Here is a 14,680-nt window from a genome sequence, read left to right as displayed (position 1 = left end):
CGGTGCTACGGGGTGTCCCGGCCGCCGGTCCCGGGCGGGGTCTCCGGCTCCTCCGGCGGCTCCTTCGGCGGCTGTCCGGGGGGCCGTCCCCGCCGGGGGATCGGCCGCGCGGCCCCGGGCAGCCGGCCCGCCTCCGCGAGCGCCCGCCGCAGCAGGAACTCGATCTGCGCGTTGGCGCTGCGCAGTTCGTCGGAGGCCCACCGGGCGAGCGCGTCGTGCACCGCGGGATCCAGCCGCAGCAGCATCTGCTTGCGCTGCTGCGACCGGGACGCCGCCGTCCGCCGGGGAGGCGTCTGGTCGGTCACTGGTAGAGGGTGCCCGTGTTGAGGACCGGCTGCGCGCTGCGGTCACCGCACAGCACCACCATCAGATTGCTGACCATGGCGGCCTTCCGCTCGGAGTCCAGCTCCACGATGTCCTGCTCGGCGATCCGGTGCAGGGCCATCTCGACCATGCCCACCGCGCCCTCGACGATCTGCTGGCGGGCCGCGACGACCGCGCCGGCCTGCTGGCGCTGGAGCATGGCGGACGCGATCTCGGGGGCGTACGCGAGGTGGCTGAAGCGCGACTCGATGATCCGGACGCCCGCCGCCTGCACCCGGGCGGTCAGCTCGGCGGCCAGCTTCTCGGTGATCTCCTCGGCGTTGCCGCGCAGCGAGAGGCCGTCCTCCTCGTGGGCGTCGTACGGGTACTCCAGGGCGATGTGCCGGACGGCCGACTCGGTCTGGGTGGCGACGAACTCCAGGAAGTCGTCGACCTCGAAGAGCGCCTGGGCGGTGTCCTCGACCTTCCAGACCACGATCGCGGCCAGCTCGATCGGGTTGCCGTAGGCGTCGTTGACCTTGAGGACGGCGGTCTCGTGGTTGCGGACGCGGGTGGAGATCTTCTGGCTGGAGGTCAGCGGGTTGACCCAGCGGAGCCCGTCGGTGCGGATGGTTCCGACGTACCGGCCGAAGAGCTGGATCACCCGGGCCTCGCCCGGAGCGACCATCTTCACACCGCTCATGCAGAAGAACGAGGTGAGCACCAGGAGCACCCCGAAGATGAGGACCGGGACGCCGACCGCGTTGTTGCCGTTCGCCCCGATCACTCCGCCGAAGATGCTCAGACCGATGCCGGCGAAGACGCCGAGCACGGTCAGCAGCAGCCCGAGGCCGCCCGGGATGGAGTGCGCGACGACCTCCCTGACCTGCGGCGCGGGCATGTCGGGGGCGTCGACGGAGAGATCCGCCGCCGGGGCGTGCGCGTGGTGGTTCTCGTGCTGTTCGGTCATGAGGTCCCCCGTTCGACGCGGTATCGCACTGCGCTAGCAATGTGATTACACATTAATGGCTTTCGCAACCTTGTCCACCCCTGGGGAGTCGGTTCCTGTAGAGGCGGGTGCTGATTCTCACGTCCGTAAAAGGCCGGATCGCTTGTCTTTTGTCCCTGTCGTCGGTGTTAGCTGGCAGGTCTGAGCGAACAGAGGGAGCCGAGCGAACCGGCCGAGCAGAGAAGCGGGAGCAACACACCAATGGGTCGAGCGGATGCGCGACGAGCCCAGGCGCAGGAGTCGCGCCGGGCCGCGAAGAGCGGCGGCATACGCAGACTCTTCACGTGGAAGAAGCTGCTGGGCACGTTCTTCGGGATCGTCCTGCTGGGCATGGGCGCCTTCGGCGCGCTCTACCTGTACGTCGACGTTCCCGCCGCCAACGCCATGGCGGAGCGGCAGAGCAACGTCTACAAGTACAGCGACGGCACGGTCCTCGCCCGGACCGGCAAGGGTGTCAACCGCCAGATCGTCGACCTGGACGAGGTGCCGAAGAAGGTCCAGCACGCCTTCGTCGCCGCCGAGAACAAGACGTTCTACAAGGACCAGGGCGTCGACCTGAAGGGCACCACCCGGGGTGTGCTCAACACGCTCAGCGGCAAGGGCAAGCAGGGTGGCTCGACCATCACCCAGCAGTACGTGAAGAACTACTACCTGTCGCAGGCCCCCACCGTGAGCCGCAAGCTCCAGGAACTGGTGATCTCCCTCAAGATCGACCAGCAGATGTCCAAGGACCAGATCCTCGCCGGGTACATCAACACCGCCTACTACGGTCGCGGCGCCAGCGGCATCCAGGCCGCCGCCCAGGCCTACTACGGCATCGACGCCAAGGACCTGAACGTCTCCCAGGGCGCCTACCTCGCCTCCCTCCTCCAGGCCCCCAGCCAGTACGACTGGGCGACCGCAAGCGACACCGGCAAGAAGCTGGTCAAGGAGCGCTGGGCCTACACCCTGCGCAACATGGTCGAGATGGACTGGCTGACCGAGTCCGAGAAGGCGAAGCTGAAGTTCGCCTACCCGCAGAAGCCGAAGCCGGCCGCGGGCATGGAGGGCCAGACCGGCTATCTCGTCGAGGCGGCCAACAAGGAGCTGGAGAAGCAGGGCGTCACCGAGCAGGACCGTGACGCCGGCGGCTGGACGTTCACGCTCACCATCGACAAGAAGCGCCAGCAGGCCCTGGAGAAGGCGGTCGACGACCAGCTGGAGTCCAAGCTCGACCGCGAGGGCAACAAGGTCGACGCCACCGTCCAGGCCGGCGCCACCTCCGTCGACCCGAAGACCGGCAAGGTCGTCGCGCTGTACGGCGGCGAGGACTACATCAAGCACTACATCAGCAACGCCACCCGCCAGGACTACCAGCCCGCCTCCACCTTCAAGCCGCTGGTGCTCGCCTCGGCCCTGGAGAACGAGTCGACGACCCAGGACGGCAGCCTGATCGGGCTCGACACCATCTACGACGGCACCAGCAAGCGGCCCGTCGTCGGCAGCGACACCCCGTTCAACCCGCAGAACCAGGACGACCGGGACTACGGTCCGATCTCCGTCCAGAAGGCCATGAACAGCTCGGTCAACTCCGTGTTCGCCCAGATGATCGTGGACGTGACGCCGGCCAAGGCCAAGGAGACCGCCCTCGCCCTCGGCGTACCGGACAAGAACTTCCCCGAGCGCCCCGCCGTCACCCTCGGCACCATGAACGCCTCGACCTGGGACATGGCCGGCGTGTACGCCACGCTCGACAACCACGGCCAGAAGGTCACCCCGCACATCCTCCAGTCCGCCGAGCACCGCGACCGCACGGTGAACCCCGAGAAGCCCAAGCGGGAGCAGGTCATCAGCCGCGCCTCGGCCGACACCGTGACCAAGGGGCTCACCGGGGTCGTCGACGCCGGTTCCGGGGGCGCGGCCAACACCCCCGCCTACGACGCGGCGGCCAAGACCGGCACCTCCGAGAACAACAAGTCCGCCTGGTTCGCCGGGTACACCCCGGAGCTGACCACGGTCGTGGCCCTCTTCGGCGAGGGCGACGGCGGACGCAAGCAGGTCTCCCTGACCGGTACGGCCAACTCCGGCCGCGCCAGCGGCAGTGGCTTCCCGGCCAGGATCTGGGCCGACTACACCCTCGGCGCCCTCGGCGGCGGTTCGGACAAGACGTTCGACCTCCAGGACGTGGAGCGCGGCGAGGTGCCCGCCCCGCCAACCCCGTCCGACACGCCCTCCGAGGAGCCCACCGAGTCCGAGGAGCCGACCCCGTCGGACACGCCCTCCGAGACGCCGAGCGAGACGCCCAGCGAGACCCCGACCACGCCGGCCCCGCCCACCAGCAGCAGCCCGCCCGTCTCCACGCCGCCCGCGAGCCCGGAGCTCCCGCCCTTGCCCGGGGAAGAGGACGGTCAGCCGGGCGAGCGGCCCGGCAACAACGGAGTGGCCCCGCAGTGAGCGACATGAGGGAGGGGGCGGGCCGACGGCCCGCCCCCTCCCTCATGTCCGCCGGGCCGCGCTACTGCGCCCGGGCCGCCATCTCGAACCACACGACCTTGCCGGTCGAGAGCCGGGTCGCTCCCCACCGCCGGGCCAGCCGGTTGACCAGGAACAGCCCGCGCCCGCCCTCGTCCGTCTCGCGCGCCCGGCGCTGCCTCGGCAACTGCGGGGAGTCGTCGCCGACCTCGCAGCGCAGAATGTCGGTCCGCAGCAGCCGCAGCGTCACCGGCCGCTCCGCATAGCGCACCGCGTTGGTGACGACCTCGCTGACCAGCAGCTCCACCTCGTCGGCCAGCTCGTCCAGACCCCAGCGGCTCAGCGCCCGCCGGGCCAGTCGGCGGGCCCGCCCCGGAGCCGCGTCCTCCGGCTCCAGATACCAGTACGCCACATCGCTCGGCGCGATCCCGTCGAAGCGGGCGGCCAGCAGCGCGATGTCGTCGTCCCGGTCACCCGGCCCGAGCATGTCCAGCACGTCGTCGCAGAGCGCCTCCAACGGCGGCGAGTGGTCGTCCCCGGTGAGCTGCGCGGTCGCCGCCAGGCGCTCCCGCAGCTGCTCGATGCCCGTCCAGACGTCCCGCAGCCGCGACTCCACCAGACCGTCGGTGTAGAGGAGCAGCGTGGCCCCGGCGGGCGCGTCCAGCTCGACGGCCTCGAAGTCGACGCCGCCCACCCCGATCGGGGCGCCCGGCGGCACCCGCAGCACCTCGGCCCGCCCGCCCAGGTGCAGCAGCACGGGCGGCGGGTGCCCGGCGTTGGCGATGGTGATCCGGTGCGCGACCGGGTCGTACACCGCGTACAGGCAGGTCGCCATCCGGTCGCTGCCGAGCCGCTGCGCCTGCTCGTCCAGGTGGTGCAGCACCTCCTGCGGCGGCAGGTCGAGCTGCGCCAGGGTCTGCGCCGTCGTCCGGAGCTGGCCCATGATCGCCGCCGAGGTCATGGAGTGGCCCATCACATCGCCGACGACCAGCGCGACCCGGCTGCCGGGCAGCGGGATCGCGTCGTACCAGTCGCCGCCGACCCGGGCCGTCTCGGCCGCCGGGAGGTAGCGCGAGGCGAGCCGGACCCCGGTGGGCTGGGGGAGCGAGTCGGGCAGCATCGTGCGCTGCAGCTCGTCGGCGATGTAGGCCTCGCGCCCGTACAGCACGGCCTTGTCGATGCCGAGCGCGGTGTGCGTCGCCAACTGCGCCGCGACCAGCAGATCGCTGGCCTCGAACGGGGTGCGTTCGGTGCCGCGCACGAAGACCGCCGCCCCGATGACCCGCCGCCGGCCGCGCAGCGGGGCCAGGATCGCGCGGTGCCCGGTGGGCACCGACCGGCCGGGGCCGAGCAGCTCCGGCAGTGCGGCCCGCGCCGCCGCGGAGTCGCCGAAGACCGGCCGCACGCCGCGCAGCACCTCGGCCAGCGCCCCGCCCGCCTGCACCTCGCACAGCTCGGCGGCGGGCATCAGGTCGGCCTGCGGGTCCAGGATCAGCGGCCGCAGCCGCTCCGTCTCGGAACCGGCCGCCTCGGCGCCCTCCTCGTCGCTGACGCGCAGCCGGTCGCTGCGCCGCAGCCGCAGGACGAAGGGGCTCACCGGGCGCTCGTCGCCCACCGGCAGCGGGTCGCGGAGGTAGACCAGGATCGCGTCGGAGAACGTCGGCACACTGGCCCGGCACAGCCCGAGGACGATCTCGTCCAGATCTATGCCCCGGGCGATCCGGCGGGTCGCCGCGCCGACGAACCGCAGCCGGTCGCCCTCGCGGCGGGTGGCCGCCTGCGCGTCGGCGACGGCGGCCGCTCCGGGACCCGGGTTCGGCGCGGCGGGAGCCGGTACCGCGGCAGCGGCGGCCGCGGCCGCGGCGTCCTGCTGCCGGGGCCGGGCGCGTTCCTGCGGCCGGGCAGCCAGCGGCTGCCGGCCTTCGTGGGAGGTGGGGTGCTCCGTCACGCGTGGGATTCCGTCCGTCCGGGCCGGTTGTATGAGGCAGTCACCTCGTGGGGCGTCACTGTGCCCCGGCAAGCGCGGGAAGAACAACGGCTGTCACCGGATGCCCCCGATGAAGGGGCCGAAACCGAGCGCCGCGGAGATGGCCGACGGACGACCCCTCCGGCAGCGGACGCGGCGAGCGGGCAGCGGACGGCGTGCATGTCTCCACCCCCTCGTAGTGGCTCCCGCGACCGCGCGGAACGTCCGGGTCCGTGGCCCGTCGCTCCGCACGACCGGTGTGGTGACTTGTGGTCAGTTCCGGTGTGGTGCCCGCTGGTTGCGGCGATCGGCCCTCCGTACGACCGGACCTGCCGACCAGGCCGCCCGAAGGGTTGCTCCAGGGTCTCACGACGGCATACGGGCAGGGGTGCGGTCCCAGTCATCCGGCAACGGCGGAACCTGCCATCCCGGATCGGGCCGCCAGTGCTCCCAGCCGTCCCGGAACGGCGACCCCCAGCCGGTGATCACCTCGACCGCCGCCAGGCCCGCCTCGCGGACCCGCCGGGCCGTCGCCGGGTCCATCAGGCCGACCTGCTGGGCCTGGGCGAACTCGTCCTCGTCGAGCCATTTCCAGCTCCGGTCGGGGTTCACGGAGATGTCGAGAAAGTGATCCTCGGAATCCACCCCTCCGGACCACCGGGTGCGTGGCTCCTCCAGGTTCACGTACCAGTTGCGGAACATCCAGCCGCGGTCCCAGAACAGCCACACCGACCACGGGTCCCCGGGCCGGGCCAGCTTCAGCACCCCGGAGCCGAACCACGTCGAGCGGGCCGTGGTGCGCGGCGCGGTGTAGCGGGTGGCGAGCGGCTCCGCGTGCACCTGGGTGCCGTCCGCCAGCACCGGCCGCACGCACTCGGTGCCCGGCGCCATCCAGACGGCGAGCAGCTCGTCGGTGTCCTGCACGACGGTCACCGGCCGGCAGATGTGCACGGGCGCGGCACCGGTCGTCCGGTGGGCCCGGCCGTTGTCGCGGTAGCGCCAGAGGATCTGGTCCCCCGGCGCCCAGCGTGCGCACTCTCCCGTACCTGTCATCTCTTCCTCCTGTGTGGATACCTCGTGCCTCGGCTCGGGGAGGAACCACAGCTCCTGCGGAGCAGGGCAGCGGGCGAGGTCCGCCCGCTGGGTGCGAGGTCGTGCCGCGACCCGCGGGTTTGATCTTAAGTCGCGTCGCTGGTTTGTGAGCGTGACCGTGCATCAGGTGAAGCGGGCGTTCGCATACCGCTTCCGTCCGACCGATGCGCGTGCGGTGCCACTCACGACCGTGACGTGAACGCCGCGAAGAGTGTGCTGGCCGAGGGGGTCTCGGTGACAGTCCGTGGAGCCGGTGCAAGACCTCGACGGAGCACTCCGGGCGGGCGGTCGGCGACGAAGCGGAAAACCCCACGGCGCGAGCCGCAGGACTCCCCCTCCAGCCGGGAGGGGGAGGATGTCAAGGAGGGATCCTACGGAGAGCGCCGCGCGGGCGCGCTGTCCCCGGCCCGCCGCGACTCAGCTCACCCGGGGGTCACGGACGGGTCATCCGCAGGACGTCCAGCGCCTCGTCGAGCTGTTCCAGCGTCAGGTCGCCGCGGTCCACATAGCCCGAGGCCAGGACCGTCTCGCGGATCGTCGTCCCGTCCTTCAGGGACTTCTTGGCGACCTTCGCCGCCTCCTCGTAGCCGATGTACTTGTTCAGCGGGGTCACCACCGAGGGGGACGACTCGGCGTAGGCGCGGGCCCGCTCGACGTCGGCGGTGATGCCGTCGACCGTGCGGTCCGCGAGCAGCCGGGACGCGTTGGCCAGCAGCCGCACCGACTCCAGGAGGTTCTTCGCGATGACCGGGAGCATCACGTTCAGCTCGAAGTTGCCCGCCGCGCCCGCCGTGGCGACCGTCGCGTCGTTGCCGGTGACCTGGGCGGCGACCATCAGGACCGCCTCCGGGATCACCGGGTTGACCTTGCCCGGCATGATCGACGAGCCCGGCTGGAGGTCGGGCAGCGCGATCTCCGCGAGGCCCGTGCGCGGACCCGACGCCATCCACCGCAGATCGTTGGAGATCTTCGTCAGCGACACGGCGATGGTCCGCAGCTGGCCCGACGTCTCCACCAGCCCGTCCCGCGCGCCCTGCGCCTCGAAGTGGTCGCGGGCCTCGGTCAGCGGCAGCCCCGTGGCCTCGGCGACCTCCGTGATCACGGCGGCGGAGAAGCCGGCCGGAGTGTTGATGCCGGTGCCCACCGCCGTACCGCCCAGCGGCAGTTCGGCGAGCCGGGGCAGGGAGGCGCGCAGCCGCTCCACGCCGTAGCGGATCTGCGCCGCGTAGCCGCCGAACTCCTGGCCGAGGGTGACCGGGGTGGCGTCCATCAGATGCGTACGGCCGGACTTCACGACGTCCGCGAATTCGGCTGATTTCCGCCCCAGGGAATCGGCCAGGTGATCGAGCGCGGGGATCAGATCGGCCGTCACGGCGGCGGTGGCCGCGATGTGGATGGAGGACGGGAAGACGTCGTTGGACGACTGCGAGGCGTTCACGTGGTCGTTGGGGTGGACCTCGCGGCCGAGGCGCTCGGTGGCCAGGGTGGCGATCACCTCGTTGGTGTTCATGTTCGACGAGGTGCCCGACCCCGTCTGGAACACGTCGACCGGGAAGTGCTCGTCCCAGCGGCCCGAGGCGACCTCGGCGGCGGCCTCCTGGATCGCGGCGGCGATGTCCGGATCCACCACCTTCAGCTCGGCGTTGACCTTGGCTGCCGCACCCTTGATCCGGGCCAGCGCCTCGATGTGGGCCCGCTCCAGGCGCTGCCCGGAGACGGGAAAGTTCTCCACCGCCCGCTGGGTCTGCGCACGCCACTTGGCGTGCGCGGGGACCCGCACCTCGCCCATCGAGTCGTGCTCGATCCGGTACCCGGTATCGCCCGACGTGCCACCTGATGCGTCAGTCATGTGTTCAAACCTCCTGAAAAAGATGAGCACTTGTCTTGTTCTATGTATTCCCAAGTCGCCTACCGGCCAGTAAATACCGGGGGTAACCACTTACCGGGAGGCGCAATGAGGCGCACCAGCACCAGATTTCGAGGGCTCCGAAGCCTTCGCCGGCTCCGCTGTACCGTCGCCGCCACCGTCGCTCTCGCGGCTGCCGTCGGCGGTATGGCCGCCGCCGGACCCGCGGGCGCGACGGAGTCGGCTACCAGCTCTATCGCATCCACCCCCCTTCCGCCCGCGCTGGAAGCCGTCCGGGCCGCCGAAGCCACCCAGCTGTACGGCAGCCCCGCCGAGCGGCCGCTCGCCGAACGGAAGACCGGGCTGATCTCGCTCGGCGACAGCGAGATCTCCGGCGAGGGCGTCGGCACCTACGACCCCGGAACGAACGGGCCGGACAACTGGTGCCACCGCTCCCCGGAGGCCGCCATCCACCGCACGGGCATCGCGGCGGACGTCACGTACAACGTCTCCTGCTCCGGCGCCTCTACCGGGAACATCAAGATCGGCGGAAACAAGCAGTACGCCGACGAGCTCGTGCAGAGCGACAGCCTCGCGATCAAGGCCCGCAACACCCGGATCAAGATGATCGTCCTGGTCGCCGGGGCCAACGACGACCTCCAGTTCGGCCCCGTCATGACCGACTGCGTGGTCCGCTACCTCACCCTCCAGGGCCCCTGCGAGCCGAAGTACGCGGGCGGCTGGCAGGCCCGCGTCGACGCGCTGGTCCCCAAGGTCGAGGCGACGGTCCGCGATCTGCGGACGGTGATGACCGACGCCGGCTACGCGAACACCGACTACAAGCTCGTCCTCATGGGCTACCCGAGCCCGATCGGCCCGGACTTCCGCGACAACCCGAACTTCCCCGGCAAGCTGATCTGCGGCGGACTCGGCCACGACTCCGACACCGCCTGGGGCCGCAACACCGCCGTACCCGCCTTCCAGGCCGGCATGCGCAGGGCGGCCGCGAACACCGGGGCCGCCTACCTCGACAACTCCCGGCTCTTCCACGGCCACGAGGTGTGCAGCGAGGCCCCCTGGGCGCGCGGCCTCTACATCGACCTGAGCAAGCCCGGCCTGCCCGATGAGAACTCGGTCCGCCAGTCCTTCCACCCCAACGCGGCCGGCCACCGCGCCTTCGCCTCCTGCCTGACCCAGATGTACGACTCCGGGCTCCGCGAGGCGAGCTGCGCCGACCCGGCGAGCACAGGGAACCCGGCCCTGACGGGTCAGGCCTGGGACGACCTGTTCACCCCGCTGAAGAACGAGGCCACCGGCACCTGTGTCGACGTGCCGGGCTCGGTCACCCGCAACGGCACGGCCATCGGCGGCTGGGACTGCCACGGCGGGCGCAACCAGAACTGGTGGTACGACGCCGGTACGCAGACCCTGCGCACCGCGCTCAGCCACGACCGGTGCCTGGACGTGTCCGGCGCCGAGTACAACCCGGGCGCCACGCTCATCGTGTGGAACTGCGCGGGCGCGGCCAACCAGAAGTTCGTCCGGCAGTCGGGCACCATCCGCCCGGCCGCCGCGACGGGCCTGTGCCTGACGCTGGCCGGAGCGAAGGAACCGCTCAAGCTCCAGACGTGCGACGGCAGCGCGAAGCAGCGCTTCGCGTAGGCACGGGCCGGTGAGCGAGGGGGTGACCGGGTGGGACGGTCACCCCCTTCGCTTCTCATGCCTTCAGGGCCAGGGCCTCGCACAGCGCCCCCAGCGTCGGCGTCAGATACAGCTGGCGCAGGGGTACGGCGGGCAGCCCGCGCTCCCGGGCGAGCGTGCCGATCCGGATCGCGTACAGCGAATTGCCGCCGAGGTCCCAGAAGTCGTCGTCCGGGCCGACCGCCTCGACGCCGAGCACGTCGCACCAGATGGCGGCGAGGGCGGCGGCCGGGGAGGTCTCGCCGGGCGCCGGGGCGGGGGTCGGGGCGGGTGCCGCCACCGGCCTGCGCCGCGTCCCGGGCGCGGGCAGCCGGGCCGGGTCCAGCTTGCCGTTCGCGGTGAGGGGGAGGGCGGACAGCACGGTCACCGTCGCGGGCACCATGTGCGCCGGCAGCAGCCGGGCCGCCCGCTCCCGTACGGGCCCGGGATCCTCGCCCGACCCCGGGGCCGGGACCACGTACGCGTCGATCCGCACCGCCGCCGCGTCGTTGCCGTCGCCGCCCGTCACGGTGACCGCCGCCGCCGACACCACCGGGTCCTCCAGCAGCACGTGCCGGATCTCTCCCGGTTCGATGCGGAAGCCCCGCACCTTCACCTGGTCGTCGATCCGGCCCAGGTGTTCCAGCGTTCCGTCGGGCAGCAGCCGCCCCAGGTCCCCGCTGCGGTAGAGCCGCCGTCCCGCCGGGTCCAGGGGGTCCGGGACGAAGCGTTCGGCGGTCAGGGCGGGCCCGTTCAGATAGCCGAGCGCCACACCCGCCCCGCCCACCACGATCTCCCCGGGGGCACCCGCCGGCACCGGCCGCCCGTGCGGGTCCAGGACCCGGACCGACCAGCCGGGCAGCGGCCGCCCCACGGACCGGGAACCGGCGAGCGCGTCGCGCCGGGTCACCGTGGCCGCCGTGACATGGACGGTGGTCTCGGTGATCCCGTACATGTTGACCAGCCGGCAGCGGTCCTCCGGGTGCCGGTCGAACCAGTCCAGCAGCGGTCGGGCGTCCAGCGGTTCGCCGCCCAGCACCACCAGCCGGACCCCCACCGGGTCGGGCGCGGCCCGGTCGGCCGCCGCGAGCTGGGTGAAGGCGGAAGGGGTCTGGCTCAGTACGCTCACCCGCTCGCGGACCAGCAGGGCGTGGAACTCCTCCGGGGACCGGGTGGTCCAGTGGTCCACGACCACCAGCCGCCCGCCCGTCAGCAGCGCGCCCCAGATCTCCCACACCGAGAAGTCGAAGGCCGCGGAGTGGAAGCACGTCCAGGTGTCGTCGGGGGAGAGGCCGAAGTCCTCGCGCACGGCGTCGACGAGAGCTGTCACGTTGGCGTGCGGGACGAGGACCCCCTTGGGGCGGCCGGTCGAGCCCGAGGTGTGGATGACGTACGCGGGCGAGCCCGGCTTCCCCCGGGGTGCGGCGGGCCGGGGCGGGTGGCCGGTGAGGGCGGCCGGGTCCCCGACCGTCAGCCGGACCCCGGCATCGCGCGCGGTGCGCTCCCGCCGGTCCGCCGGATGCTCCGGATCCAGCGGTACGTGGACCGCGTCCGCCTTCAGCACGGCGAGCATCGCCGCCACCAGGTCCGTCGAGTGCGGCAGGCAGAGCCCGACGAGGTCACCGGGGCGGACCCCGTGGGCGTACAGCCCGTCGGCCAGCACCTCGGCCCGGGCGTCCAGTTCCGCGTACGACAGCGTGGTGGACCCGGCGGTGAGCGCGGGGGCGTCGGGGCGGGCGGCGACCTGCGCGGCGAAGGCGTCGTCGATGCGGAGGGAGGCCGGGTCCTCCGGCCGTGCACCGAGAGTCAGTTGTTCCGCCGACTCGGCCTCGCTCAGCGGATCCACCCGGGAGAGGGGGGTGTTGGGCGGGGAGGTCAGCAACTGCCGTCGTACGTGGGCCACCTGGTGCGCCGGTACGGGAAGTGATCCCGGCCCGGTCGGCAGGGTGGCGGGCCCGATTCCGTCGCTCGCCACCAACTCCGCCGCGGGCGGCTCCTCGCCCTCGGCCGGGGCGACCGGCTCGGTGGCCAGCAGGTCCGCGACCGTACGGCCGGGCGAGAGATCCGCCGGGAACACCGCGTACCCGTCGAGCGCCCCCAGTGCGTACGGCGGCCGGTCCCGGGCCGGTACGGGGACGGCGACGCGCACCGTGGCCGCCCCCTCGTACCGCCCGACGGTGAGCGCGAGCGCCGAGGCCAGGCGGCGGGTCTCCTCGTCGAGGCGCAGGTCGAGCGGGAGCGGTCCGGCGAGCGGCGCCACCGCGCCCGGGGCCAGGTCGCCCCGCAGCACCCGTGCGACGAGCCGCAACGACCGCGCGTCCAGGGCGGATCCGGCGGCCGTCAGGACGAGGTCGGGGCCCTCGGCGGCCCTTTCCCGCCGCTCGTCCGCGTACCGCAGCAGCACCGCCCGCAACCGGTGGCCGGACGCGACCGGGCGGCCCGCCTCGGCCGCTCGCCGCCCGGCCGCCGTGCCGGATGCGGACGGGGCGGGCACGGACTCCGTCCACAGCCGGGGGCGGCTGCGGTCACCGGGCCACCAGAGCCCGGTCGCCGCCGTGAGGGCGGCGGCGAGCGCGGTGTCGGTGGTGGCCGGCGGAAGGCGGACCGTCAGGCTGTGATGGGCAGGCGGCACGAGCACAACTCCTCGCGAGTGAAGGGGAGACCGGGTGTCAGCGGGCGGTGAAGCCCCCGTCCACGGTGATCACGCTGCCGGTCACCTGCCGGGACGCGTCCGTGGCCAGCCAGAGCACCGCCTCCGCCACGTCCCCCGGCTCCACCAGGGCGTTCATCGGCTGGTCCCGGACGAAGGTCTCCTCGTGCTCCGCCACCGGCACCTCCAGCGACCGGGCGATCTCCGCCAGCATCCGGCCCTCCATCGCCGCGTCGTCCCGTACCGAGCCCGGGCAGACCGCGTTGACCCGGACCTTGCGGGGCGCGTAGTCCAGAGCCACCGCTTTCGTCAGGCCCACCAGGCCGTGCTTGGCCGCGACGTACCCGGCGAAGTGGCGGTAGCCCACCAGCCCCGCCGTCGAGGCCACGTTGACGATCGAACCGGATCCCCGGGCGACCATCCGGGCCCCCACCGCACGGATCGCCCGCCACGCGCCGCCCAGGTCCACGTCGATCATCAACTGCCATTCGGCCTCGGTGATCTCGTGCGCCGGGCGGCCCGAAGGGGCGGCGATACCGGCGTTGTTGACCAGTACGTCGATCCGCCCGAAGCGCTCCTCGGCCGCCTCCGCCGCTTCCTCAAGCGCTGCCAGGTCCCGGACGTCGGCCTGCCGGCTCAGCACGGCGGCCCCCGCCTCGCGGCAGAGGTCCGCGGTGTGCGCGAGCTGCGAGGCCGAGCCGAGCGGATACGGCACCCCGGGCAGCTCGCCCGCCACGTCCAGCAGCACCAGGTCCGCCCCCTCGCGGGCGAACGCCAGGGCACAGGCCCGGCCGAGACCGCGCGCCGCGCCGGTGATCAGGGCCGCCCGCCCGGCCAGCCGCCCCGCACCGCCGCCGGAAGCCGGTCCCGTACGCGCTCCGCCGCCGGTCACCGCTCCCGGGCCGGCGAAACCGCCGGTCACCGGCCCCCCGCCTCGCTCGCCGCGCGTACCTCGGCGGCCACCAGCTCCAGCAGGTCGTCCGGCCGCTCGGCCAGATACATGTGGCCGCCGGCCGGCTCGGCCACCGTCAGCCTCCCCGTCGTCGCCCGGCCCCACTCGGCCGCCTCCGCCGACCCCACGAGGGTGTCCTCCCGCCCCCGCACGGAGATGACGGGAACGCTCAGCGGGCGGTCCGTGGACGGCACATACGTCTCGTGGAGCCGGACGTCCGCCCGGAGCGCGGGCAGCAGCAGCTCCCGCATCTCCGGGTCCGCCAGCGCCGGATGGTCGTACCCCGCGAACGCCCGGACCCGGGCGGCGAACTCCTCGTCCGGCAGCCCGTCCGCCCGGTCCGTGCGCGGCGTCCAGGGGCCGGGCGCGCCGCTGACGACCAGCGCGGCCAGGCGGACCGGTCCGCCCGCCCGTTCGATCCGGTGCGCCAGCTCGTACGCGAGCACCGCGCCCATGCTGTGCCCGAACAGCACGACCGGGCCGCCGCCGTCCCCGTCCGCTCCGCCGAGCGCCGCCGTCACCTGCGCGTACGCGTCGTCGACGGCCGGGGCCGCCGCGTCGTACGCGGGCTCGGGGAAGCGCTTCTCGCGGCCCGGCAGGGAGAGCGGGAGGATCCGCAGCCCCTCCGGTGCCCGTTTCTGCCAGGGCGTGAAGAAGGAGGGGCCCGCCCCGGCGAAGGGCAGGCAGATGAGGACGGTGTCTTCGTCGGCCACGATCGTTCCTGTTCTCTC

At 72.8% G+C, this 14,680-nt stretch carries 10 protein-coding genes and 1 pseudogene; 3 read left to right on the top strand and 8 right to left on the bottom strand.

All coding sequences use genetic code 11. The features are described from left to right. Positions 1 to 5: 5 nt before the first annotated feature. Both IE145_RS01210 and IE145_RS01205 read right to left on the bottom strand, forming a co-directional pair. Positions 6 to 305, bottom strand: coding sequence for a type II toxin-antitoxin system antitoxin (locus tag IE145_RS01210; RefSeq protein ID WP_189517970.1), 300 nt, complete (start codon positions 303 to 305; stop codon positions 6 to 8). Then, positions 302 to 1,273 carry an SPFH domain-containing protein gene (locus IE145_RS01205; protein WP_189517968.1) on the bottom strand — a complete coding sequence of 324 codons (972 nt, stop codon included), beginning with the start codon at positions 1,271 to 1,273 and terminating at the stop codon, positions 302 to 304. Before IE145_RS01205 ends, IE145_RS01210 begins: the two co-directional genes overlap by 4 nt. Positions 1,274 to 1,513: 240 nt before the next feature. Here IE145_RS01205 and IE145_RS01200 point away from each other — a divergent pair, with 240 nt between their 5' ends. Then, positions 1,514 to 3,745 carry a transglycosylase domain-containing protein gene (locus IE145_RS01200; RefSeq protein ID WP_189517966.1) on the top strand — a complete coding sequence of 744 codons (2,232 nt, stop codon included), beginning with the start codon at positions 1,514 to 1,516 and terminating at the stop codon, positions 3,743 to 3,745. A 61-nt stretch (positions 3,746 to 3,806) separates the two neighbouring features. Here the strand turns inward: IE145_RS01200 and IE145_RS01195 are convergent, their stop codons facing one another. Continuing rightward, a complete protein-coding gene (locus IE145_RS01195) occupies positions 3,807 to 5,711 on the bottom strand; it encodes an ATP-binding SpoIIE family protein phosphatase (protein WP_189517965.1) in 1,905 nt (634 codons plus the stop codon). A 384-nt stretch (positions 5,712 to 6,095) separates the two neighbouring features. After that, the gene (gene fomD / locus IE145_RS01190) at positions 6,096 to 6,782 is read right to left on the bottom strand and encodes a cytidylyl-2-hydroxypropylphosphonate hydrolase (RefSeq protein WP_189517964.1); all 687 of its coding nucleotides are present in this window, start codon (positions 6,780 to 6,782) and stop codon (positions 6,096 to 6,098) included. A gap of 204 nt (positions 6,783 to 6,986) precedes the next feature. On the opposite strand from fomD, the pseudogene IE145_RS33230 reads away from it, so the two are divergent. After that, positions 6,987 to 7,145, top strand: a pseudogene (locus IE145_RS33230) (RNA-guided endonuclease TnpB family protein); the annotation flags it as partial. A 109-nt stretch (positions 7,146 to 7,254) separates the two neighbouring features. On the opposite strand, the gene IE145_RS01185 reads toward IE145_RS33230, so the two are convergent. Continuing rightward, the gene (locus IE145_RS01185; protein ID WP_189517962.1) at positions 7,255 to 8,670 is read right to left on the bottom strand and encodes a class II fumarate hydratase; all 1,416 of its coding nucleotides are present in this window, start codon (positions 8,668 to 8,670) and stop codon (positions 7,255 to 7,257) included. Positions 8,671 to 8,775: 105 nt separating this feature from the next. On the opposite strand from IE145_RS01185, the gene IE145_RS01180 reads away from it, so the two are divergent. Then, a complete protein-coding gene (locus tag IE145_RS01180; protein ID WP_189517960.1) occupies positions 8,776 to 10,329 on the top strand; it encodes a ricin-type beta-trefoil lectin domain protein in 1,554 nt (517 codons plus the stop codon). 55 nt (positions 10,330 to 10,384) lie between these two features. Here the strand turns inward: IE145_RS01180 and IE145_RS01175 are convergent, their stop codons facing one another. The 3 genes from IE145_RS01175 to IE145_RS01165 are packed head-to-tail and all read right to left on the bottom strand — an operon-like array spanning position 10,385 to position 14,662. Further along, positions 10,385 to 12,979 carry an amino acid adenylation domain-containing protein gene (locus IE145_RS01175; RefSeq protein ID WP_189517958.1) on the bottom strand — a complete coding sequence of 865 codons (2,595 nt, stop codon included), beginning with the start codon at positions 12,977 to 12,979 and terminating at the stop codon, positions 10,385 to 10,387. 37 nt (positions 12,980 to 13,016) lie between these two features. Then, positions 13,017 to 13,889, bottom strand: coding sequence for an SDR family oxidoreductase (locus IE145_RS01170; protein WP_189518581.1), 873 nt, complete (start codon positions 13,887 to 13,889; stop codon positions 13,017 to 13,019). Between the two features lie 26 nt (positions 13,890 to 13,915). Beyond that, positions 13,916 to 14,662 carry a thioesterase II family protein gene (locus IE145_RS01165; RefSeq protein WP_189517956.1) on the bottom strand — a complete coding sequence of 249 codons (747 nt, stop codon included), beginning with the start codon at positions 14,660 to 14,662 and terminating at the stop codon, positions 13,916 to 13,918. Between the last annotated feature and the right edge of the window lie 18 nt (positions 14,663 to 14,680).

This window comes from Streptomyces sindenensis (genome assembly GCF_014649035.1).
GTDB lineage: Bacteria > Actinomycetota > Actinomycetes > Streptomycetales > Streptomycetaceae > Streptomyces > Streptomyces sindenensis.
Note: the sequence above shows the minus strand (reverse complement) of the source record. Positions and strands in the feature narration are given on the sequence as shown.